Origin of the sequence: Bradyrhizobium sp. CCGB12 (assembly GCF_024199845.1) — a bacterium.
Taxonomy (GTDB): Bacteria; Pseudomonadota; Alphaproteobacteria; order Rhizobiales; family Xanthobacteraceae; genus Bradyrhizobium.
In genome coordinates this window covers 4,376,229-4,397,828 of record NZ_JANADO010000001.1, presented here as the reverse complement: position 1 = coordinate 4,397,828, position 21,600 = coordinate 4,376,229, and the positions used below count along the sequence as shown (strand labels likewise).

Genomic DNA, 21,600 nt, shown 5'->3' with positions numbered 1-21,600 from the left:
TCCAGAATCCCTCCGCGGAGACAGTCTGGATTGCTTCGTCGCAAGGGCTCCTCGCAATGACGCCGGTGAGCCAAACCTAGAGTGTTCTTGATGTCCGCAGCCGCACCGCGCTTCCATCGCCTGGCCGTCAGCGACCTCCGCCGCGAGGCGTCCGACGCCGTCTCGATGACTTTCACAATCCCCGGCGAGCTCGCCGAGGATTACGCCTTCACGCCCGGCCAGTACCTCACGCTCCGCACCTCGCTCGATGGCGAGGAGGTGCGTCGCTCCTATTCCATCTGCTCCGGTCCTGATGACGGAGAGATCCGCATCGCCGTGAAGAAGGTCGACGGCGGGGCGTTCTCGAGCTGGGCGGCGGACGAGCTGAAATGCGGCGACGAGCTCGACGTGATGACCCCGACCGGCCGCTTCGGCGTGGTGCCACCGGCCGATAGCGGGCGCATCCATGTCGGCTTTGCCGCCGGCTCCGGCATCACCCCGATCCTGTCGATCGTCAAAGGCATCCTCGCACGTGAGCCGGCCAGCCGCTTCTTCCTGTTCTACGGTAACCGTGTCACCGACAACATCATGTTTCTCGAGGCCCTCGAGGAGCTGAAGGACCGCTTCATCGATCGCCTTTCGATCTTCCACGTCATTTCCGGCGAAGAGCAGGACATCCCGATCCTGCATGGCCGGCTCGACGGCGACAAGGTGAGGGTGCTGCTGCGCTCCCTAGTCCCGGCGGAAAGCGTCGATCATGTCTTCGTCTGCGGTCCGTCCGGCATGAGCGAGGACATCGAGGCGACCTGCCGCGGTCTCGGGATCGCGGAAGAGCGTATTCATGTCGAGCGCTTCGTCTCCGAATTCGGCGGCAAGCCGCGGCCGAAGAAAGTCGTTGCGCCCGATGCTCCGCCGAGAGCGATCGCATCCCTGATCATCGACGGCAAGCGCCGCGACGTGCCCGTTGCCGAGGACGAGGCGATCCTCGATGCCGCGCTGCGGGCCGGCGTTGATCTGCCCTTCGCCTGCAAGGGCGGCATGTGCTCGACCTGCCGTGCCAAGCTGGTCGAAGGCGAGGCGCCGATGGACATCAACTATTCGCTGGAACCGTGGGAGCTGAAAGCCGGTTTTGTCCTGACCTGCCAGGCCAAGCCGTCGTCGCAGCGCGTCGTGGTCGATTACGACCACGTTTGACAGTTTTGGCCGAGCAGCAGAGCATCATGGATAGACCTTGACCGGGAGAAGCGCGTGAACCTCAAAGCCGCCCTGTCGCCTGAGGATGTTGCCCGCGCCTGCGCCGATGCGATGTGGGCGGAGGACGATGCCTCAAAGGGTCTCGGCATGGAGATCGTCGAGATCGGTCCTGGATATGCGACGCTTGCAATGATTGTGCGGCCGGACATGGTCAACGGCCAGCGCATCGCCCATGGCGGCTTCATCTTCACGCTCGCCGATTCCGCCTTCGCCTTTGCCTGTAACTCGCACAACGAGCGCGTGGTGGCGGCGCAGGGCCAGATCACCTTCATCAGGCCTGGCAAGCTTGGTGACCGCCTCGTCGCAAAGGCGCGTGAGGTGAATCGCAGCGGCCGCTCCGGCATCTACGACGTGCGCGTGACCGCGGGAGACACCGTCATCGCAGAATTCCGCGGCCATTCGCGCGTCATTCCCGGCACGTGGCTGCCGGCGCAGGATCAGTAAAGACGACCAATCAAGAAAAGAACGAACCAATGTGGGGAAACGAGGATGGCTCTGACGAGACGCAAGGAAGGTGGCGGCACCTATAGCGCCGAGATGGACGCGCAGGAGCGCGCCTCGCGCGACGAGATCATGGCGCTGCAAACGCAGCGGCTGGCCTGGTCGCTGAAGCACGCCTATGACAATGTCGCGCATTACCGCAAGGCCTTCGACGGGGCCGGCGTGCATCCGTCCGATTTCCGCCAGCTCTCCGATCTTGCGAAATTTCCGTTCACGGTGAAGACGGACCTCCGCGACAACTATCCCTTCAACATGTTCGCGGTGCCGCGCGAAAAGCTGGTGCGCGTGCACGCCTCGTCGGGCACCACGGGCAAGCCGATTGTCGTCGGCTATACGCAGGCCGACATCGACACGTGGTCCGACGTGATGGCGCGCTCGATCCGCGCCGCCGGCGGCCGCACCGGCATGATCATCCACAACGCCTACGGCTATGGCCTCTTTACCGGCGGCCTTGGCGTACATTATGGCGCCGAAAAGCTCGGCTGCACCGTGGTGCCGATCTCCGGAGGCATGACCGAGCGGCAGGTGCAGCTCATCAATGATTTCCGCCCTGACATCATCACGGTGACGCCGAGCTACATGCTGGCGATCCTCGACGAGTTCAAGCGGCAGAAGCTGGACCCGCGGCAATGCTCGCTCAAGGTCGGTATTTTCGGCGCGGAGCCCTGGACCAATGCGATGCGCGGCGAGATCGAGGACGCCTTCGATATGGATGCGACCGACATCTATGGCCTCTCCGAAGTGATCGGCCCCGGCGTCGCGCAGGAATGCATCGAGACCAAGGACGGCCTGCATATCTGGGAGGATCATTTCTACCCCGAAGTGATCGATCCCCAGACGGGCGCGGTGCTGCCCGACGGGGAGAAGGGCGAGCTGGTGTTCACCTCGCTCACCAAGGAAGCTTTTCCGGTGATCCGCTATCGCACGCGCGACCTGACCCGGCTGCTCCCCGGCACGGCACGCCCCGGCATGCGGCGCATGGAGAAGGTGACAGGCCGCTCGGACGACATGATCATCCTGCGTGGCGTCAATCTGTTCCCGACCCAGATCGAGGAGGTGCTGCTCGCGACCGACTGGTGCGGCGGACATTTCGTCCTGGAGCTGACCCGTGAAGGGCGGATGGACGAGTTGACCATCATCGCCGAGGCAAGGCCGGAAAGCTGGGACGGCCGGGGGCTCGTCGATCATGCCGATCGCATCTCAACCCATATCAAGAATACGATCGGGATCAGCTCCACGGTAAAGGTGGTCGCGCCGGCTACGCTGGAACGCTCGCTCGGCAAGGCCAAACGGCTCTACGACAAGCGGCCCAAGGACTGACCTGACGGATTGACTTGGTCGGCCCCAAAGGCGACAAGGCCCGCGAGAAATCACGGGTCTTCCGATGTCGCAAGCCGATACCAAAACCGTCGAAGCGCGCTGCGCGCGCCTCAGTGCCAAGGCCGAGAGCGCCGCTGCCCTCGCACCTGGCATCGAGCGTCATGCGCTCACGCGTGGTGCGAACGATCTCCTGATCGAGGTGAAGGCGGCCGCGGTCAATCCCTCGGACGTCAAGGCTGCGACTGGGTTGATGCCCTATGCCGTGTTCCCACGCACCCCCGGCCGTGACTACGCTGGCGTAGTGATCGACGGGCCGGCCGGTACGATCGGTCGTGAGGTGTTCGGCTCGTCCGGCGATCTCGGCATCCGCCGCGACGGCACTCACGCATCCCATCTCGTGGTCGAAGCCGATGCCGTGGTCGAGAAACCGGCGACGGTGTCCTGGGAGGAAGCCGCCGGTATCGGCGTTCCCTTCGTCACGGCGATGGAAGGCTTTCGCCGTGCCGGCGTACCGAAGAACGGCGAGACCGTGTTGGTGTTCGGTGTCAACGGCAAGGTCGGCCAGGCCGCCGTGCAGATCGCGACCTGGCAGGGGGCGCGCGTCATTGGCGTGGTGCGCAAGGCGGAAGCCTATGAAGGCCACACCAATGCGCCAATCGAGGTGATCGATGCCTCCGCGCTCGACGTCGCCGCGCGCGTCCGCGAAGTGACTGGTAGCAAAGGCGCCGACATCGTCTTCAACACGGTGGGCGATCCCTATTTCCAGGCGGCGCACAAGTCGCTAGCACTCCGCGGCCGCCAGATCCTGATCGCCGCGATCGACCGCATCGTGCAGTTCAACATTCTCGAATTCTACCGCGGCCAGCACACCTATGTCGGCATCGACACGCTCGGCCTGTCCTCGGCCACAACAGGCGCGGTGCTGCGGGAGCTCGGCGCGGGCTTTGCGAGCGGGCACCTGAAGCCGTTCCCGATCAAGGCGGATGCCGTCTATCCGCTGGAACGCGCAAAGGAGGCCTATGTTGCGGTCGCCGGCTCGTCTCGAGACAGGGTGGTCCTGCGGCCATGAGACTCGTCATTGGGAGCGCAGCGAAGCAATCCAGAATCTTTCCACGGCGGCAGTCTGGATTGCTTCGCTGCGCTCCCAATGACGGAGAATGGCGAGAGACCTGAGGGCCACCGATGGAGTCCACCCAACTCGTCATCCTCGCCGGCCTCGTCATTGGCCTGATCTACGGTGCCGTCGGCCTGCTCAGCGGCTTCTGCCTGATGAGCAGCATGCGCGGCTGGCTCGCGGAGGGGGATGGGCGGCTGGTGCGCACCTATGCGCTGGCGATGGCCGTTGCGATCGCCGTCAGCCAGTTTTTGGCGGGCAGCGGCACGGTCGATCTCGGCAAATCGATCTACCTGCAACAATCTTTTTCAGTGCCTGTGTTGTTCCTCGGTGGTCTGCTGTTCGGCTATGGCATGGTGTTGTCGAACGGCTGCGGCTCGCGGGCGCTGGTGCTGTTCGGGCGCGGCAATCTCCGCTCCTTCGTCGTCGTGATCGTGCTTGCCATCGCGGCGCAGATGACGCTCAAGGGGCTGATCGCGCCAGCACGCATTGCGCTGGTTCAGGCGTCGCAAACGACCGTCAACGCAAATTCGCTGCCGTCGCTGCTGGCAGCGCTTGGTGCCGCTGAACCGGTTTCGCGTGTGCTCGCTGCTGCCGTGGTCGTGGTCGCGCTGATCCTGTTCGCTTTCGCGCATCCGGCGTTTCGACGCTCGCCGGGCCAGATCGCAGCGGGCGTCATCGTCGGCCTGCTCGTCGCCGGTGGCTGGTTCGTCACCGGCTCTCTCGGTGCTGACGACTTCAATCCGGTACCGGTGGCTTCGCTCACCTTCATCGCGCCGATCGCCGATAGCCTGCAATACGCGATGCTCTCGACTGGCCTCACGCTCAATTTCGGCATCGCTACGGTCGCAGGCGTATTTGCCGGGAGTCTGGTCACGGCGCTCGCCACGGGCCGTTTCCACCTCGAAGGCTATTCCTCGCCGCGCCACATGCTGCGCTCAGGCAGTGGCGCCGCGCTGATGGGCATCGGCGGCGTGATGGCGTTTGGTTGCTCGATCGGGCAGGGGCTGACCGGCCTATCGACGCTTGCGCTGGGCTCGTTCGTCGCGGTTGCCGGCATCGTTCTCGGTACCACGGCGGGCCTGCGCGGCGCGCTGCGCGTTCAGCTGCTTGCCGTGGCCTGACCGCGCAGCATCCGGTCGCCCAGCGTCGCAAGGCCGATGCCGGTGACGATCAGTCCGGCCGCGACAGCAAGGCTCATGTCGATAGGTTCGCCCAGCAGGATCGCAGCACTGGCGATACCGACCAGCGGCGTCCCGGTGGTGCCGAGCGAGGTCGTCAGGGCCGAAATGCTCTTGTTGACCATCGACATCGCCCAATAGGCCAGCGCCGTTCCGATCAGCCCCGAGTACAGGAACAGCAGAACGAGCTTCCACGACCATTCCGCGTGAGGCAGTCCATCGACGACCGTCGCGCTGACTGACAGCACGATTGTCGCGACGAGCACCTGCCAGATCAGGAGCTGGAGCGGCGAGGCGATCCAGCGATGCGCGCGGATATAGATGATGTTCGCCGCCCAGGAGATCGCGGCCAGGATGACCATGCCGGCGCCGAGGACAGCGTTGTCATTGGTCCAGTCGATCGACGCCGGATTCAGGATCACGGCAAGGCCTATCAATCCGAGCAGGGCGCCGGCGAGCTTTGACGCGGTCAGCGTATCCTTTCCCAGCAAGGGCGCGGCGATCGCGACCCAGAGTGGGGTGGTGTAACCGAGCACGATGGCCTTGCTCGCGGGCAGGAAGCGCACGCCGGCCGCAACAAGGACCGAGAACACCGTCATGTGCAGCAGCGCCACGCTCAGGATCACCGGAATGTCGTGCCGCTCCGGGATCACCAGATTCTTGCTCAGTCCGAGGATCACGATCAATCCAGCCAGCGCGATCCAGCTCCGGATCGCTGACGTCCACAGTGGCGGAAGGAACTGCACGAGCTGTTTCGTGACCGACCAGTTCACGCCCCAGGCTAGCACGACGATGAGGAACAGACCGATGGCCGCGCGAGGCGAAAGGGAGTTCATCGTAAAATCCTTGAAGCAGTCCGGTACGGCGGATAGCATCCCATTTGGCACCTGAAAAAGTGCCAGATCGAAAAGGAATAAGGTGCCAGTTTCGGAAAGCATGATCTCCGGCCTGATCAACCTGAAGCGGGCCGGCGATGAGGGCCTGGTCGTCCAATTGACGAGCCGGCTTCGAAACCTGATCGCTGCCGGAAGCCTGGGCAAAGGTTACGTGTTGCCGTCGAGCCGCCGGCTTGCGAGTGAGCTTGGCGTTTCGCGCAACACCGTCACCTATGCGTTCGAGCAACTCGCTGCCGAGGGATATTTGACGGCGTCACACGGGCGCCGGGCGGTGGTGACGATCGACGGCGATGAGCGCGCCGAAGGGGCGGGCGCCGTCGCTTCGAGCATCCGCCCTGTCAAGCCGCGGCTCTCGCCCTGGGCGTCGAAGCTCAAGCAGACTGACTGGCCGATGTCCTATCAGGCACCGCTCAGGCCGTTACGTCCGGGGCACGGCGATTTCAGGGAGTTTCCGAACGAGATCTGGGCGCGCTGCTTGCGCGGCAGTGCCGTGCGTGCCGTCAAGCGCGAGCTCGGCCCGGTGAACCGGACGCGGCTGCGTGAGGCGCTGGCGCATTATCTGGCGACCAGCCGGGGTGTCCGCGCCACCGCAGAGCAGATCATGATCCTGCCAAGTGCACAGGCTGCGTTGACCTTGATCGCGGCCGTGCTCATTACGCCAGGTGACGAGGTCTGGGTCGAGGATCCCGGCTATCCCGGCGCCGCGGCTGCCTTCCGTGGGTCCGGTGCGCGCGTGATCGGCGTGGAGCTGGACGAGCAGGGCATGCAGCGGATGCCGGACGTACTTGCGCCAAAGCTCGTCTTCATGACGCCGTCGCATCAGCACCCAACCGGGCGGCTGATGTCGCTGGAGCGCCGCACCGAGTTTCTCAGGACAAGCCGGCCCGGCAAGACCTGGATCGTGGAGGACGATTACGACGGCGAATTCCACTACGACAGCCGGCCGGTGCCGGCCCTGCAGGGGCTCGACGCGCACGGCCGTGTGTTCTATGTCGGCACCTTCTCGAAGGCGATGACGTCCGATATCCGGCTTGGCTATCTCGTCGCGCCGCCGGCGCTGGTCGGCACCTTGGAGATCGCGCAGCGGCACATGGGGCTGATCGCCGCCAGTCACATCCAGGAAGCGCTGGCTGAATTCATCAGCGATGGGCACTTCCTGGCGCATCTGCGTCGCATGCGCCGACTCTATCACGCGCGCCGCGATCACCTCGTTGAGGGACTCGAGCATCATCTGGGCGAGGTGCTTTCGGCCGAAGTGCCCTCGGGCGGAATCCAGCTCGTGGCTCGTCTCAAGCGTGGTCGTGCCGATCAGGCGGTGGTGAAGCGGCTCGTTGCGGCGGGCGTTGTGACGCGAGCCCTGTCGAGCCTGGCGCTCGGCAAGCCGCGCGATCATGGCCTGCTGCTCGGCTTTGCGGCGTGGCGAGAGAACGAGATCAGCGCGGCGTTGCGGACGATGGCGTCGTGCTTCTAGGGCATGATCCGGAAGAGTGTGAGGCGGTTTTCCGAAAAGATCATGCTCAAACAATAATGCGCTAGTCCACCGCCTTCGTCACGATGCGGATCTCCGACGTCAACGTCCGGTGCACCGGGCATTTGTCGGCGATCTCCATCAGTTTCTTGCGCTGCTCGGCATCGAGCGCGCCGTCCATCGCGATGTCGCGCTCGATCTGGTCGAGCATGCCCTCGCGCGTCTCGCACTCCGCGCAGTCCTTGGCATGGATCTTGGAATGTTTCAGCGAGACTGTGACGCGATCGAGCGGCAGCGATTTGCGGTCGGCATAGAGGCGCATGGTCATGGAGGTGCAGGCGCCCAAGCCGGCGAGAAGGAAATCATAGGGCCCGGGTCCGGCATCCTCGCCGCCCGCGGTCACCGGTTCGTCCGCCACCAGATGATGTGGCCCGATGGTGATGATCTGGTTGAATTTGCTCTTGCGGGTCTCCTGCACCACCACCTTGCGCGGTACTTCGGCGAGATCCATCGTTTTCGCGGGCCTTGCAGTGTCGATGTAGCGGCTTGCCCAGGCCGCGATTACGTCGGCCGCGTAGAGAGCGTCGGCCGGTTTCGTCAGTAGATGGTCGGCGTGGTCGAGCGAGACGAAGCTCTTGGGATGTTTTGCTGCGACGAAAATCTTTGTCGCATTGTCGATGCCGACGGTGTCGTCGACGGGTGAATGCATCACGAGAAGCGCCTTGTGCAAGCCGGTGATGTCCTTCATCAGCTCGTGCTCGGCGATGTCGTCGAGGAATTCGCGCTTGATCCGGAACGGGCGTCCGGCGAGCGAGACTTCGACCTCGCCCTGGGTGCGGATGTTGTCGAGATGCTCCCTAAAGAGACCGGTGACGTGGGCCGGATCGGACGGCGCTGCAATGGTCACGACCGCCTTGGCGTCCGGAATTTGTCCCGCTGCCGCGAGGATCGCCGCGCCGCCGAGGCTGTGGCCAATCAGGACCGACGGCGCCTTGCGGACGCTGCGCAGATGATCGGCCGCGCGCACGAGATCGGTAACGTTGGAGGAGAACGTGGAATTGGCGAAATCGCCCTCGCTGGAGCCGAGCCCGGTGAAGTCGAACCGCAGCACCGCGATACCCTTGGCGGCAAGCGCGACCGCGATGCGCTTGGCCGCCAGCGTGTCCTTGCCGCAGGTGAAGCAATGCGCGAACAGTGCGAAGGCCGCGGGCTCACCGTCCGGCAGTTCGAGCGCTGCTGAAAGCTGATGGCCGCCTTCGCCGGTGAATTGAAAACGTTCCGTCGGCATGGGCTTCCCCCGTCGTTGCCTAAAATCAATCGTCTGAATAGCGCTGCTCGGCCCAGGGATCGCCACGGTTATGATAGCCACGGACTTCCCAGAAGCCCGGCGCATCCTCGGTCAGGAACTCGATCGCCTGGAGCCATTTGGCGCTCTTCCAGAAATACAGTTGCGGCACGACCAGCCGCACAGGGCCGCCATGCTCCTCCGTCAACGGCTGACCCGACCAGCTATGGGCGAGCAGCGCATCCTCGGCGGCAAAGTCTTCCAGCGCGAGATTGGTGGTGTAGCCGTCGTAGGAATGGAGCACGACGAAGCGCGCATCCTCGCGCGGCTGGCAGGCCGCGAGCAGTTCACGTGTCGCGAGCCCTTCCCACTCGTTGTCGTAGCGCGACCAAGTCGTCACGCAATGGATGTCGGAGGTGAACCACACCTGCTTCTGCGCGGCGAATTCGGCGAATGTCCAGAACACGGGCGTCTCGACCGCGCCATAGACGTCGAGCCGCCAGCGTTCGCGCGACACAGGGGGCACGACGCCGAGATCGAGCACAGGCCAGTCCTTGGTGAGGTGCTGGCCGGGCGGCAGCCTCTCGTCCTCCGGCCGCGTGATCTTCCCTGTGAGAAAGCGGCCCTCACGCGCCCATTTCTCCTTGGTGCGCGTCAGCTTGCTGTCGAAGGGCGTCTCGTCGGCCATGGTCTACTCGTGCCGATGCATCGCGGAGGCGTGCTTGGTGTCGCGCATGGTAGCATAGATGATCAGCGACAGGCAGATGATGCCGGCAAGATAGAAATAGAACCATTCCTCGCGCCCGATGCTCTTGAAATAGAGCGCGATCGCCGGCGCCGTGCCGCCGAAGATCGAGACCGTGATGGCATAGGGCAGGCCGACGCCGAGCGCGCGGACATTGGTCGGGAACAGCTCGGCCTTCACCACCGCGTTGATCGAGGTGTAGCCGGCGACGAACAGCCAGGCGGCGCAGATCAGGATGAATGCGATGAAGGGCGATTTGGTCTCCTTCAGCGTCATCAACAGCGGCACCGTCGCGAGCGTGCCGGCGACACCGAAGAAGATCAGTAGCGGCTTGCGTCCGATCTTGTCGGAGATCGCGCCATAGATCGGCTGGAGGATGGTCGCGAAGATCAGCGTGCCGAAGATCACGAAAGTGGTCTGGTCTTCGGTCAGCCCGACCGAAAGCTTGACGAAGGTCTGCATGTAGGTGGTGAAAGTGTAGAACGCCGCGGTGCCGCCGGCGGTGAGACCAACCACGAGCAGCAGCTCGCGCGGATAACGCAGCAGGTTGGCGATCGAGCCGGTCGGCTTCACCACCTTCTTGGCTTCCTCGAACGCCTCCGTCTCGTGCAGGCCGCGCCGCATCACCGCGGCAAAGATCGCAAGCGCTGCGCCGATCGCGAAGGGGATACGCCAACCCCAGTCCTTCAGCTCCTGCGGCGTGAGGAAGACCTTTTGCAGGAGCAGCAGCACGATGATCGCGGTGAGCTGGCCACCGATCAGCGTCACGTACTGAAAGCTGGAATAGAAGCCGCGGTGCTTGGGGTCGGCGACTTCGCTGAGGTAAGTGGCGCTGGCACCGTATTCGCCGCCGAGGCTCAGGCCCTCGATGACGCGGGCGAGCGCCAGGATCACCGGTGCGGCGAAGCCGATCGTGGCATAGGTCGGCGTCAGCGCGATGATCAGCGAGCCGAAGCACATGAAGACGACGGACAGCGTGAGCGAGATGCGGCGGCCGAAATGGTCGGCGAGATAGCCGAAGAACCAGCCGCCCAGAGGCCGCATCAGGAAAGTCGCCGCGAATACGACGGCGACGTTCAGTTGCTGGACGACAGGGTCGTTACCGGGGAAGAATGCGGGAGCGAAGTAAAGCGCAAATGCCGTATAGGCGTAGAAATCGTACCACTCGACGAGATTGCCGATCGAGCCGATGAAGATCGCCTTGATCCGCCGCTGGGCGTCGGCGAGGTCAAGGTGGTCGGAGGCCGGTTGGATTGCTTGCTCAGTCACGTCCGGCCTTTCCGCATGTTTGGAGAGGTCTACATCGCCTTTCCCAGCAGAAATGGCAACTGGCGGGGGCCTCTGACCGTGCCTTGCGACCAGGTCACGGTGCCTGCCGGGTCGAGGGCGAAGTCGGGAACCCGCTTCAGCCATTCCTCCAGTGCAACCTGCATCTCCATGCGTGCAAGGTTGGAACCGACGCAGCGGTGAATACCAAGACCGAAGGCGGCGTGGCGGTTCTCCCGGCGGTCGATCACGACTTTGTCAGCGTCCGGAAACATCTTGGGATCGCGGTTCGCGGCCGGGAAGGACAAGAGCACCATGTTGCCCGCCTTCACCGGGCAGCCGGAGATCGTGGTCTCCTTGACCACCTCGCGGGCCATGGTCACCGGCGAATAGGCACGCAGCAGCTCTTCCACCGCGGTCGGGATCAGTCCAGGCTCGGCGATCAGCCGCTCGCGATCGGCCGGCGTTTTCGCAAGATGCCAGAGCGAGGAGCCGATCGCACTCCAGGTGGTGTCGATGCCGGCGATCAGGAGCAGGCGCAGCGAGCCCAGCACGTGGGAGTCCTCGAGCGGATTGCCTTCCTTGTCCCTGGCATTCATCAGATAGGAGATCAGATCGTCGGTCGGCTTGTTCTTGCGCGCCTCGATATGGGCGCTGAAATAAGCGCTCATCTCCTGGACGGCCTGGAGCAGCTTGGTTTCGTCCTTGATGCCGAGCTCCAGGATCATGTGGATCCAGTTGACGAAGAGGTCGCTGTCGCTTTCGGGAATGCCGAGCATGTGCGCGATCGCGCGCACCGGAATGTGCTTCGTGTAGCGCGCCGCCGCGTCCACGCTCTTCTCGGCGATGAAGCCGTCGATCAGCTCGTTGCAGATGGCGCGGACCCGCGGCTCGAGCTTCTTCATCGCGTCCGGCGTGAACGGAGGCAGCAGCAATTGCTTGGCCGGCTTGTGCACGGGCGGATCGGAGGTGATCGGCGGAGCCGCGTTCTTGGCAATTTCGTTACGCACATCGCGGACGATGATGCGGCGTGAGGAGAAATGCTCGCTGTCGTTGGCGATCTCGCGCACCGCCTCATAGGTCGTCGGCAGATAGCAGCCGAGGAAGCGGTTCGTATGCACGACCGGGCTTGCGGCGCGCAGCTCGTCCCAGATCGGGAAGGGGTCGTCGGTCCATTGCGGATCGGTGTGGTCGAAATCGTGGACCCAGTCGGTCACGGGCGGATGAGCGGCGGGCTGGCTGACGTCGGACATGTCGGAATCCCCAGGGGCTCGTGTTCGCTGCAGGCACGCACAATGCGCGGAAGGCGCGTTACTCCTCGATCACATCGATTGCGATTTCCGGACAATTGGACTTGGCAAGCCAGGCCTTGTCTTCCAGACCCGGCGGAACGGTGCCGTCTCCGGCTTCGTGGGCGTTGCCGTATTCGTCGAGCTCGAACAGCTCCGGCGCGAGCGCCTTGCAGCGGGCGTGGCCCTGGCATTTGTCGGGATCGACGTGAACCCTCAGTCGCTCTGCCATTGCGGCTTCCTCGGTCGTGCGCGCGGACCCGAAGGCGGCGCGTGTCCTCGTTTGGGCTTTGTCTAAGTTATATCCTATTACATTCGCGGCAGGCTTCCCCTGTCAAGCGCAAACTTATAGGCTTCGCTTCAAGATGCGTTCACAACTCGCTCGCAAGCCCGAGAAGACCTACCACCATGGCGATCTCCGCGATGCCTTGATCAAGGCCGCGCTGCGCGAAGCGGAGCGGGGCGGCGCCGAGGCGATCAGCATCAAGGCGCTGGCCAAGCAGCTCGGCGTCTCGCAGCCGGCGCCATACCGGCATTTCGCCGACCGCGAGGCCTTGATCGCGGCGGTGACGGCGGAGGCGTTCCGGCAGCTCAGTGCAATCCTGCGGGAGGCGATGGCGGGACTGTCGAAGCAATCGAAGCTGTCGCGGCTCGCGCTAGCCACGCTCGATTTCGGTCTGCGACGTAACGGCGTCTACCGGCTGATGTTCGCCTCGCGCACCGTGTCATGCGCGGCCAAGGGCAGCGAGCTGCACGAGGCCACGCGCGAGACCTTTGCGCTCGTGATCGAGGCCCTGGAGGCTCCGGCGGTCGGCTACTTGCGCGAGCGGCAAGCGCTCAAGATCTGGGCGGCGCTGCACGGCGTGGTGATGCTGGCCGAGCAGGGCCTTTTCACCGGCGAGGCGGCGCATGCCACGCGCGAGGAGCTGATCGAGGATTTCGTCAGCGAAACGAAGGCCGCTCTGGCGGTCGCGATTAGGCATGCCCGCCGTCGTAAGAAGAATGGTGCCTAAGCCTCTGCCTTCAACAGCCTCTTCAGCTTGTCGACCGCGCTGTCCGGTGTGGTCACGACCGGGCAGCCGGTGGCTTCCACAACCAGCGGCGCAGTGCCTGCGATGCTGAACTGCGCAAGCGCAATGACGTCGCAATCGCGCAAATCGCGCGAAGCTTCGGTGATCAGCCGGTCGTGCGTGGCGCGGTCGCCGCGGTCGAGCGCCGCCAGTGCCCCCTCGGCGAGTTTTGGCACGACTTGAACGGAACCAGGAAATTCCGGCGGCATCGAGGCCAGGGTCGGCGGGAAGGTCGAGAGCAGGCCGATGCGCTGACCCATGGTCACGGCACGTTCAATCATCGCCTCGTTCGGCTTCAGCACCGGCATCGGTGCATGTGCGCGCGCGACCGCTTCGATGCAGGGCCCGAAGGCGGAGCAGGTGAACAGGATTCCGTCCGCCCCCGTCGCTGCGGCGTAATCGCCGAGCGCTAGGAAGCGCTCGGTCATGGCGTCGTTGAGTGCGCCCTCGCGCGTCAGGTCCGCCGACAGGCTGTCGTCGAGCAGGTTCATCAGCCGTGCCTCGGGCCATGCCGTGGCGAACGCCGCCTCGATCGGCGCGATGGAGTGTTTAAGGGCGTGGATCAGGGCGATGCGCATGGGATGTCTCTTCTGCCTCTCCCCGCAAGCGGGGAGAGGCAAGCGGGTACAGGCGAACTCCTTACTTGAACGGAATGGCGTACATCAACCCGCCTTTGCTCCAGAGGCCGTTGAGGCCGCGATCGAGCTTGAGCGGGCTCGCCTTGCCGACATTGCGCTCGTAGATCTCGCCGTAATTGCCAGTGGCCTTGATCGCGGTGACCAGCCATTTGTTGTCGAGGCCGAGCCGCGAGCCCAGATCGCCGGAGGCCCCTAACAGCCGCTGGATCGCAGGCGTCTGCGACTTCGCCATCTCCTCGACATTGGCCTGCGTGACGCCGAGCTCCTCGGCCTCGATCAGGCCGTAATGCAGCCAGGTGATGATGTCGCTCCAGACTTCGTCGCCATTGCGGGTGAATGGGCCGAGCGGCTCCTTGCTGATGGTCTGCGGCAGCACGACGTAATCGGCCGGGTTCGGTGCCGCGGTCGTCACGGCGCCGGCGAGCGCGGAAGCGTCCTGGGTCATGGCATCGCAGCGGCCGCCGAAGAAGGTCTGGTACATGGTGTCGACGCGGTCGAACACCAGCGGCTTCCAGTCGATGCCGTTGGCGCGGCCGTAATCGCCCAGCGTGACCTCATGCGTGGTGCCCTGCGCGACGCAGACAGTGGCACCCTTGAGGTCCTTCAGCTCCTTCACGCCGAGGTCCTTCTTCACGACAAAGCCCTGGCCGTCGTAGAAGTTGATCGGGCCCTGGCGGAGGCCCAGCGTGACGCCGCGCAAATAGGTCTGGGTCGAGTTGCGGTAGAGTACGTCGATCTCGCCCGATTGCAGCGCGGTGAAGCGGTTCTGCGCGGTCAGCGAGACGTAACGCACCTTGTTGGCGTCACCGAGCACGCCGGCCGCAAGCGCGCGGCAATAGTCGACGTCGAGGCCCTTGTAATTGCCCTGCGAGTCCGGTGCGGAGAAGCCGGCGAAGCCGGCGCTGACGCCGCACACCAGCGTGCCGCGGCTCTTCACCGTGTCGAGCGTCGCCGCTGACGCGACGACCGTCGATGCCGCAAGCACGCCGGCTACGATAACCACTTTCCTCATCATGCTACTCTCCCCTCAGTGATTGACACTACGCAACACGTTGTCGACGGCCGTGCCGAGCCTGTCGACGATCAGGTCGATCTCGTCCGCGGAAGCGATAAAGGGCGGCGCCAGCAGCACGTGATCCCCGCGCACCCCGTCGACGGTTCCGCCGCCGGGATAGCAGCCGAGCCCGTTGGCGAGCGCCTCCGCCTTGATCTTCTGGTGCAGCTTGAGCGCCGGATCGAACGAGGCGCGGCTGGCGCGATCGGCGACGAGCTCGATCGCCCAGAACAGCCCGCGGCCCCTGATGTCGCCGACATGGCGGTGATTGCCGAAGCGTTCGGTCAGCCGTTGCTCGAGTTGCTTGCCGCGTTCCTTGACGCGATCGAGCAGGCCGTCCTCGCGGATAACGCTTTGCACCGCGAGCGCGGCCGCGCAGGCGAGGGGATGCGCCAGATAGGTGTGCCCGTGCTGGAACGCGCCCGAGCCTGATCGGATGGTGTCGATGATCTTGCCGCTCGCCAGCATCGCGCCGATCGGCTGATAGCCACCGCCGAGGCCCTTCGCAATGGCCTGGATGTCGGGCGCGACGCCTTCCTGCTCCCAGGCGTGCGTGGTGCCGGTGCGGCCCATGCCGCTCATGACCTCGTCGAGGATCAGCAGCGCGCCATGCCGGTCGCAGATCTCGCGCACGGCCTTGAAGTAGCCGTCGGGCGCGGTCACGGCGCCTACCGTGGCGCCGACGACAGGCTCGGCGAGGAATGCCGCCACGGTGTCAGGTCCAAGCCGCTGGAACTCGGCCTCGAGCTCGGCGGCAAGACGCGCGACGAACTGCGCATCCGACTCGCCCTCGCGTTTCTCGTGATAGGCGAAGGCCGGCGTCACGTGGCTGAAAGCGGCTGACAGCAGCGGCGCATAGGGCGCCCGACGCCAGGCATTGCCGCCGGCGGCCAGCGCGCCGAGCGTGTTGCCGTGATAGCTCTGTCGCCGCGCGATGAAATGTTGCCGCTGCGGCTCACTGCGCTCGATGAAATACTGCCGCGCGAGCTTGATGCTGGCCTCGATGGCCTCCGATCCGCCGCTGACGAAATAGGCGTAGGCGAGCCCGCCGGGCTCATGGCCGACCAGCGTTTCGGCGAGCGCCTCGGCCGGCTCGGACGAGAAGAAGGCGGTGTGGGCGTAAGCCAGCGTCGAAGCCTGCTTCGTCATCGCCGCGATGACGCGTGGGTGTTGGTGCCCGAGGCAGGAGACCGCCGCGCCGCCGGAGGCATCGATGATGCGCCGTCCGTCCTCGGCGAAGAGATAGACGCCTTCGCCGCCGATCGCCTTGGGCGGGGTTTCGCGCAACGAGCGGTGCAGCACGCGGCTGGTGCGAGCGGCCATGGGTCAACCTTTCTCTGGGACGTAAGTGGCGGCCGCAGCGAGCCGCGCCTCGGTACTTTCCAGGCGTTTCTTCGCGGCAACGCCGCCGAGCGAGAACGTGACCGCCGCGAGCGACTGCGCGATCGCGATCGCGCCGGTGAGGCTGGGAAAGAAGCCGGGAGAGGACGCCGCCTCGAACAGCAGCACGTGGTCGGCGCCCTCGGCCATCGGTGCCGAGAGGCTATCCGCGATCGCGATCAACGTTGCTCCGGCGCGATAGGCGGCTTGAGCGACCCGGACGCTGGCATGCGTGTAGGGCAGGAAGCCGATGACGATGACAGCCTCGCCGGGGCGGAACGCGCCAAGATCGAGATCGTCGGGCCCGGACGTGCCGACGAGTTGCACCTGTTCGGGCCGGAACAAACGCAGCTCGTAGTTCAGCAATTCCGCGACGCTGCGGCAGCTTCGAAAGCCTGCGATCCATATCCTCCTGGAGTCGTGCAGCGCGCGAGCCGCTTCCGCAATCGGCTGCGCCGGGATCCGCGGAAGGCCGGCGGCCTCGGCCTCAAGCTTGTCGGTGATGAGCGCGACATCGGCATGCGGGCCGTGGCGACGACCTCTTGTGCGGCCGGAGAAGGGCGCGGTCTGCGACGGCCGCCGCGCCTCGGTCAGCGCCGCGCGCAACTCGTCCCAGCCGGAATAGCCGATGGCCTTTGCAAGTCGCGTGAACGCGGCGGGATCGGCGCCGGCTTCCGCCGCGAGATCGCGCATCGAACGGGTGGTGGCGTCGTAGTCGTTGGCGGCGACGAAGCGTCCGACCTCCTGCAGGCGCATCGGGAGCGATGGCAATGCAATACGCAGCTCGCTCAGCGGCGAGGATTTCGCGGGCTCGGCCATGAAACATTTGTTGCATGGATTGGGTTTTGGTGCAACAGTTGACGTGCGCTGCCGGAAATCGCTGCCTTTTAGAAGGATTTTTGTGCTGTGACGTCAGATGCGCCGAGACCGCCGCCGCGCCGCCGCTTCTTCGGTGCCTTCGGGCGTCGCGAGCTGAAGGGCCTGGTCTGGCAGGTCCTGGTGGTCGGCATCGCGGTCGCGGTCATCGCCTTCCTCTGGTCCAACACCGTCACCAACCTCTCGGCCCGCCGCATCACGACCGGCTTCGCCTTCCTCGGCCGCGAAGCCGGCATGCCCATCGCCGACAGCCTGCTCCCCTATAATCCGAGAGACACCTATTTCTGGGCCTTCGTCGTCGGCGTCGCCAACACCTTGCGCGTCGCCGTGATCGGTATCGTGCTCGCGACGATTTTGGGTACGCTGATCGGGATCTCACGGCTGTCGAGCAACTGGCTGTTGTCGCGGCTCGCGGCCGTCTATGTCGAAACTCTTCGCGACATCCCACTGCTGCTTCAGCTCCTGTTCTGGTACGTATTGATGCAGGCGTTGCCGGCGGCACGCGCCGCGTGGCGACCTGTCGAAGGTGTGTTCCTCTCCAATCGCGGCCTGATCCTGCCGGCGATCCCGTTCGGTCCGCCTCAGCTCGCAGTGCTCGGCACTGCGGCGCTGGGTTGCGCGGTGCTCTATGTCATCCGGCGATGGCTCGTCGCGCAGCAGATGCGCGACGGCAAGCCGCGGCCGGCGTGGCCCTTTGCGGTTGCGCTGCTGATTGCGTTGCCTGCGGTGGTGTTCGTGCTGCTCGGCGTATCCTGGACCATCGAATGGCCCGAGCTGCGCGGCTTCAACTTCGTCGGCGGACTGACGCTGGCGCCGGAATATTTCGCGCTGCTGATCGCGCTCGTCACCTACACCTCGGCTTTCATCGCCGAGATCGTGCGTAGCGGCATCCAGTCGGTGCCGCGCGGACAGTGGGACGCCGCCAACGCGCTCGGCCTGCGTCGCAGCCTCATGCTGCGGCAGATCATCCTGCCGCAGGCGCTACGCGTGATCGTGCCGCCGATGACGAGCCAATATCTGAACCTGACCAAGAACTCCTCGCTCGCGGTTGCGATCGGCTACCAGGACGTGGTCTCGATCGCCAACACCACGCTGAACCAGACCGGGCAGGCGATCGAGGCGATCGCGCTGATCATGGCGGTGTTTCTGACCATCAGCCTCGGGATCAGCTTCTTCATGAACTGGTACAACGCGCGTATCGCGCTGGTGGAGCGCTGAGGATGACGGCGATCACGGATATGCCGGACGTGCCGCGTGCCGCGCGCCGCCCGCAAATTGGCAATCCTGTGCTGCGCTGGCTCCGCACCAATTTGTTCTCGTCGATCCCGAACGGCATCCTCACGATCGTGCTGCTGGCGGTGCTCGCAAAGGGCGTGATCAGCTTCATACAATGGGGCATCGCCAATGCGGTCTGGTTCACGCCCGCCAACGATTCCAGTGCCTGCCGCGCAGTGCGCGGCCTCGGCGCCTGCTGGGCGATCATTCCCGAAAAGTACCGCTTCATCCTGTTCGGCACCTATCCGTTCGACGAGCAGTGGCGACCGGCATTGTCGGTCTTGCTGTTCATCGCGCTGTTCTATCTCTCGACCCGCCGTGCCCTGTGGCGGCGCGAACTCGTTTTCGTTTGGATCGGTGCGCCCGGGTTGATCAGCGTGCTGATGTGGGGTGGGGTGCTCGGACTCTCTTTTGTCTCGCAGGATCGCTGGGGCGGATTGCCGGTCACGCTGATCCTGGCGACGTTCGGTCTTGCCTTCGGCTTCCCGCTCGGCATTCTCGTCGCGCTCGGCCGGCGATCAAAGCTGCCGGCAATCCGCTCGCTCAGCGTGCTCTATGTCGAGCTGATCCGCGGCGTTCCGCTGGTGAGCCTCTTGTTCATGGCGAGCGTGATGTTTCCGCTGTTCATGCCCAGTGGATTCAACATCGACAAGCTGCTGCGGGCCCAGATCGCGATCATCCTGTTCGCAGGTGCCTATCTTGCCGAGGTCATCCGCGGCGGTCTCCAGGCCGTGCCCCGGGGGCAATATGAGGCGGCCGACGCGCTGGGACTCTCGTACTGGCGCAAGAACCGGCTGATCATCCTGCCGCAGGCGATCCGGCACGTCATCCCGCCGCTGGTCAACACCTTCATCGCCTTCTTCAAGGACACCAGCCTCGTTCTCATCATCGGCATCTTCGACCTGCTGACGACCGCGAAAACCGCGATCATCGATCCCGCCTGGCAGCAGTTCTCGGTCGAGGTCTACATCTTCGTCGCCGCGATCTACTTTGTCTTTTGCTTTGCGATGTCGCGCTACAGCCGAAGCCTCGAGGCTCACACCGGCGCGAGGTGACCCTGGACGAGGGAATGCTTATGCGGCGCCTATAATGCGTGCCCGGATCCCGACTGGGAATCCTACATTGCGAAAGCCATCTCCTATTTGCTGATGGGGCTCAACGAGAGGCACGTCGAATCATGATGAAGTCTGTTCTCGCCGCGTCGGCCCTTCTGGTCGCGCTTTGCTCCGCCGCTGCTGCCCGCGACGTGGTGCACCATCCCTATGCGAATTCGGAAACCGCCGTCCGGATGTCGCAGATCCAATCGGGCTCCATGGCCAACGCAGTCATGGCCGAAGAAGCGGACTATGATACGCATCAGTACCACGGCGGCCCGAAGGCGAACGATTAGGATCTTGCCTGGGCGGTCGATGGCATGGTGACCGGCCACGCACCAACGGTTTGACGGCGGGGAGGCGGGCACCGGGGGCAGCCAAACTCCCGCCGGTGCCGCGTACCTTATGCCCTCACCTTCGGCTCAATCGGCGTCGTCCCGCGCAGGCCCAGAATGTCCTCAAGCACTTTCGCGCCCGCGAGCACCTGCGCGTCCCCGCGCGGCGCGCCGACGACCTGCACGCCGACGGGCAGCCCCGAGGCGGTGAAGCCGCAGGGCAGTGACAGCGACGGGCAGCAGGCGAGCGTGATGGCGTAGACGATGCCGAGCCATTCGACATAGTTCTCGAATTTCTTCCCTGCACATTCCGCGACATACCGGTGCTCGATCGGGAAGGGCGGCACGATCGTAGTCGGCGTCAGCAACAGATCGTATGTCTTGAAGAATTCCACCGCGCGTGCGGTCACGCCGACGCGCTGGGCCTCGGCGCGCTCAAGCTGTTCGACGCTGAGCTTGAGGCCTTCCTCGATGTTCCAGATCACCTCGGGCTTGAGCAGGTCGCGCTTGGTCCGGAGCAGTTGCGCCTTGCTGATCGCGAAGTCGAAAGCACGCAGCACGTGGAAGCATTCATGCGCCTCGCGCCAGTCCGGATGCGCCTCCTCGACGACGGCGCCGGCCTCGGCAAAGCGTTCGGCCGCCTTGCGCGTGATCGCCTTGACTTCGGGATCGACCGGCGTGATGCCGAGATCGGGCGAATAGGCGATGCGCTTCGGCTTCTTGCCGGACTGCGCCGCCGACAGGAATGAGGTCAGAGGCGCCGGCAGCGACAGGGGATCGGCGGCATAGTCGCCGCTCATGGCGTCCAGCAGCAGGGCGAGATCCTCGACGTTGCGGGCCATCGGGCCCTGCACGCCGAGATTGCGATCGATGCCCGCCTTCGGTGTATGCGCGACCCGGCCGATGCTCGGGCGCATGCCAACCACGCCGCAGAAACTCGCCGGGCTGCGCAGGCTGCCGCCCATGTCGGAGCCCTGCGCGAGCCAGGCCATGCCGGTGGCGAGTGCCACCGCCGCCCCGCCGGAGGATCCGGCGGCGGATTTCGACGTATCCCAGGGATTGAGAGTCGCACCGAACACCTCGTTGAAGGTGTTGGCGCCGGCGCCGAATTCCGGGGTGTTGGACTTGGCGTAGACGACTGCGCCGTTGGCCTCGAGGTTCTCGACCATGAGGTCGGACTTCGCGGGGATGCTATCCCTAAAGATCGGCGAGCCCTGGGTGTTCAGCACGCCCGCAACATCGGTGAGATCCTTGATCGGCACCGGCAGGCCGGCGAGCAGACCGCGCGCGCCGGCCGGCTTCTGCATCAGCGCCTTCGCGCTATTCCGCGCGCGATCGAAGCACAGTGTAGGCAGTGCATTGACCTTGCCGTCGACGTCGCTGATCCGCTTCTCCAGCACGTCCAGAAGCTCCAGCGGCGAGACGTCGCCCGACCGCAATTTGTCGACGACGGTGCAAGCGGTTTCGCGGATCAGGTCTTGAGACAATTAGTTTACTCCCATGCTTATTCAATCGTCATTGCGAGCGCAGCGAAGCAATCCAGTGTTTCACCGCGGGGGCGTTTCTGGATTGCTTCGCTA

Annotated in this window: 21 protein-coding genes; 10 read left to right on the top strand and 11 right to left on the bottom strand. The window is 64.7% G+C overall.

Translation table 11 applies throughout. The features are described 5' to 3' along the window. Positions 1–90 precede the first annotated feature (90 nt). The 5 genes from paaE (at position 91) to NLM27_RS20570 (ending at position 5,292) form a co-directional block, all read left to right on the top strand. On the top strand, positions 91–1,173 hold the full coding sequence (gene paaE, locus NLM27_RS20590; protein WP_254145049.1) for a 1,2-phenylacetyl-CoA epoxidase subunit PaaE: 1,083 nt from the start codon (positions 91–93) through the stop codon (positions 1,171–1,173). 54 nt (positions 1,174–1,227) lie between these two features. Beyond that, positions 1,228–1,677: a hydroxyphenylacetyl-CoA thioesterase PaaI gene (gene paaI, locus NLM27_RS20585; protein ID WP_254145048.1), complete on the top strand. Its 450-nt coding sequence runs from the start codon at positions 1,228–1,230 to the stop codon at positions 1,675–1,677. Between the two features lie 45 nt (positions 1,678–1,722). Beyond that, on the top strand, positions 1,723–3,054 hold the full coding sequence (gene paaK, locus NLM27_RS20580; RefSeq protein WP_254145047.1) for a phenylacetate--CoA ligase PaaK: 1,332 nt from the start codon (positions 1,723–1,725) through the stop codon (positions 3,052–3,054). Between the two features lie 64 nt (positions 3,055–3,118). After that, entirely contained in the window at positions 3,119–4,123 is a 1,005-nt protein-coding gene (locus tag NLM27_RS20575; protein ID WP_254145046.1) for a zinc-binding alcohol dehydrogenase family protein, read from the top strand. A 113-nt stretch (positions 4,124–4,236) separates the two neighbouring features. Then, positions 4,237–5,292, top strand: a complete 1,056-nt coding sequence (locus NLM27_RS20570) for a YeeE/YedE family protein (RefSeq protein WP_254145045.1) — start codon at positions 4,237–4,239, stop codon at positions 5,290–5,292. Here NLM27_RS20570 and NLM27_RS20565 read toward each other — a convergent pair. After that, positions 5,271–6,185 (bottom strand): DMT family transporter, encoded by a 915-nt coding sequence (locus tag NLM27_RS20565; RefSeq protein WP_254145044.1) that lies wholly within the window; start codon positions 6,183–6,185, stop codon positions 5,271–5,273. The genes NLM27_RS20570 and NLM27_RS20565 overlap by 22 nt on opposite strands. Positions 6,186–6,285: 100 nt before the next feature. Here NLM27_RS20565 and NLM27_RS20560 point away from each other — a divergent pair, with 100 nt between their 5' ends. After that, positions 6,286–7,716: a PLP-dependent aminotransferase family protein gene (locus NLM27_RS20560; protein WP_254148879.1), complete on the top strand. Its 1,431-nt coding sequence runs from the start codon at positions 6,286–6,288 to the stop codon at positions 7,714–7,716. 61 nt (positions 7,717–7,777) lie between these two features. On the opposite strand, the gene NLM27_RS20555 is transcribed toward NLM27_RS20560, so the two are convergent. The 5 genes from NLM27_RS20555 to NLM27_RS20535 are packed head-to-tail and all read right to left on the bottom strand — an operon-like array spanning position 7,778 to position 12,530. Continuing rightward, entirely contained in the window at positions 7,778–9,001 is a 1,224-nt protein-coding gene (locus NLM27_RS20555) for a bifunctional alpha/beta hydrolase/OsmC family protein (RefSeq protein WP_254145043.1), read from the bottom strand. A gap of 25 nt (positions 9,002–9,026) precedes the next feature. Then, on the bottom strand, positions 9,027–9,686 hold the full coding sequence (locus tag NLM27_RS20550; protein ID WP_254145042.1) for a sulfite oxidase-like oxidoreductase: 660 nt from the start codon (positions 9,684–9,686) through the stop codon (positions 9,027–9,029). Between the two features lie 3 nt (positions 9,687–9,689). Beyond that, entirely contained in the window at positions 9,690–11,012 is a 1,323-nt protein-coding gene (locus tag NLM27_RS20545) for an MFS transporter (RefSeq protein ID WP_254145041.1), read from the bottom strand. A gap of 29 nt (positions 11,013–11,041) precedes the next feature. Then, entirely contained in the window at positions 11,042–12,262 is a 1,221-nt protein-coding gene (locus NLM27_RS20540; RefSeq protein ID WP_254145040.1) for a cytochrome P450, read from the bottom strand. 58 nt (positions 12,263–12,320) lie between these two features. Then, entirely contained in the window at positions 12,321–12,530 is a 210-nt protein-coding gene (locus NLM27_RS20535) for a ferredoxin (RefSeq protein WP_148774408.1), read from the bottom strand. A gap of 133 nt (positions 12,531–12,663) precedes the next feature. Between NLM27_RS20535 and NLM27_RS20530 the strand changes: the two genes are divergently transcribed. Beyond that, positions 12,664–13,311 (top strand): TetR/AcrR family transcriptional regulator, encoded by a 648-nt coding sequence (locus NLM27_RS20530; protein ID WP_254145039.1) that lies wholly within the window; start codon positions 12,664–12,666, stop codon positions 13,309–13,311. On the opposite strand, the gene NLM27_RS20525 is transcribed toward NLM27_RS20530, so the two are convergent. From NLM27_RS20525 to NLM27_RS20510, 4 genes are all read right to left on the bottom strand, one after another. After that, complete coding sequence (locus tag NLM27_RS20525; protein ID WP_254145038.1) at positions 13,308–13,946, bottom strand: aspartate/glutamate racemase family protein; 639 nt, start codon at positions 13,944–13,946, stop codon at positions 13,308–13,310. The genes NLM27_RS20530 and NLM27_RS20525 overlap by 4 nt on opposite strands. Before the next feature lie 61 nt (positions 13,947–14,007). Continuing rightward, complete coding sequence (locus NLM27_RS20520; RefSeq protein ID WP_254145037.1) at positions 14,008–15,021, bottom strand: amino acid ABC transporter substrate-binding protein; 1,014 nt, start codon at positions 15,019–15,021, stop codon at positions 14,008–14,010. A gap of 12 nt (positions 15,022–15,033) precedes the next feature. Then, on the bottom strand, positions 15,034–16,383 hold the full coding sequence (locus NLM27_RS20515) for an aspartate aminotransferase family protein (RefSeq protein WP_254145036.1): 1,350 nt from the start codon (positions 16,381–16,383) through the stop codon (positions 15,034–15,036). Positions 16,384–16,386: 3 nt separating this feature from the next. Further along, positions 16,387–17,259 carry a MurR/RpiR family transcriptional regulator gene (locus tag NLM27_RS20510; protein WP_254145035.1) on the bottom strand — a complete coding sequence of 291 codons (873 nt, stop codon included), beginning with the start codon at positions 17,257–17,259 and terminating at the stop codon, positions 16,387–16,389. An 87-nt stretch (positions 17,260–17,346) separates the two neighbouring features. Here NLM27_RS20510 and NLM27_RS20505 point away from each other — a divergent pair, with 87 nt between their 5' ends. From NLM27_RS20505 to NLM27_RS20495, 3 genes are all read left to right on the top strand, one after another. After that, complete coding sequence (locus NLM27_RS20505; RefSeq protein WP_254145034.1) at positions 17,347–18,534, top strand: amino acid ABC transporter permease; 1,188 nt, start codon at positions 17,347–17,349, stop codon at positions 18,532–18,534. A 2-nt stretch (positions 18,535–18,536) separates the two neighbouring features. Further along, positions 18,537–19,646 (top strand): amino acid ABC transporter permease, encoded by a 1,110-nt coding sequence (locus NLM27_RS20500; protein ID WP_254145033.1) that lies wholly within the window; start codon positions 18,537–18,539, stop codon positions 19,644–19,646. 122 nt (positions 19,647–19,768) lie between these two features. Beyond that, a complete protein-coding gene (locus NLM27_RS20495) occupies positions 19,769–19,981 on the top strand; it encodes a hypothetical protein (protein ID WP_254145032.1) in 213 nt (70 codons plus the stop codon). Positions 19,982–20,088: 107 nt separating this feature from the next. On the opposite strand, the gene NLM27_RS20490 is transcribed toward NLM27_RS20495, so the two are convergent. Beyond that, positions 20,089–21,507, bottom strand: a complete 1,419-nt coding sequence (locus NLM27_RS20490) for an amidase (protein WP_254145031.1) — start codon at positions 21,505–21,507, stop codon at positions 20,089–20,091. Positions 21,508–21,600: the final 93 nt, after the last annotated feature.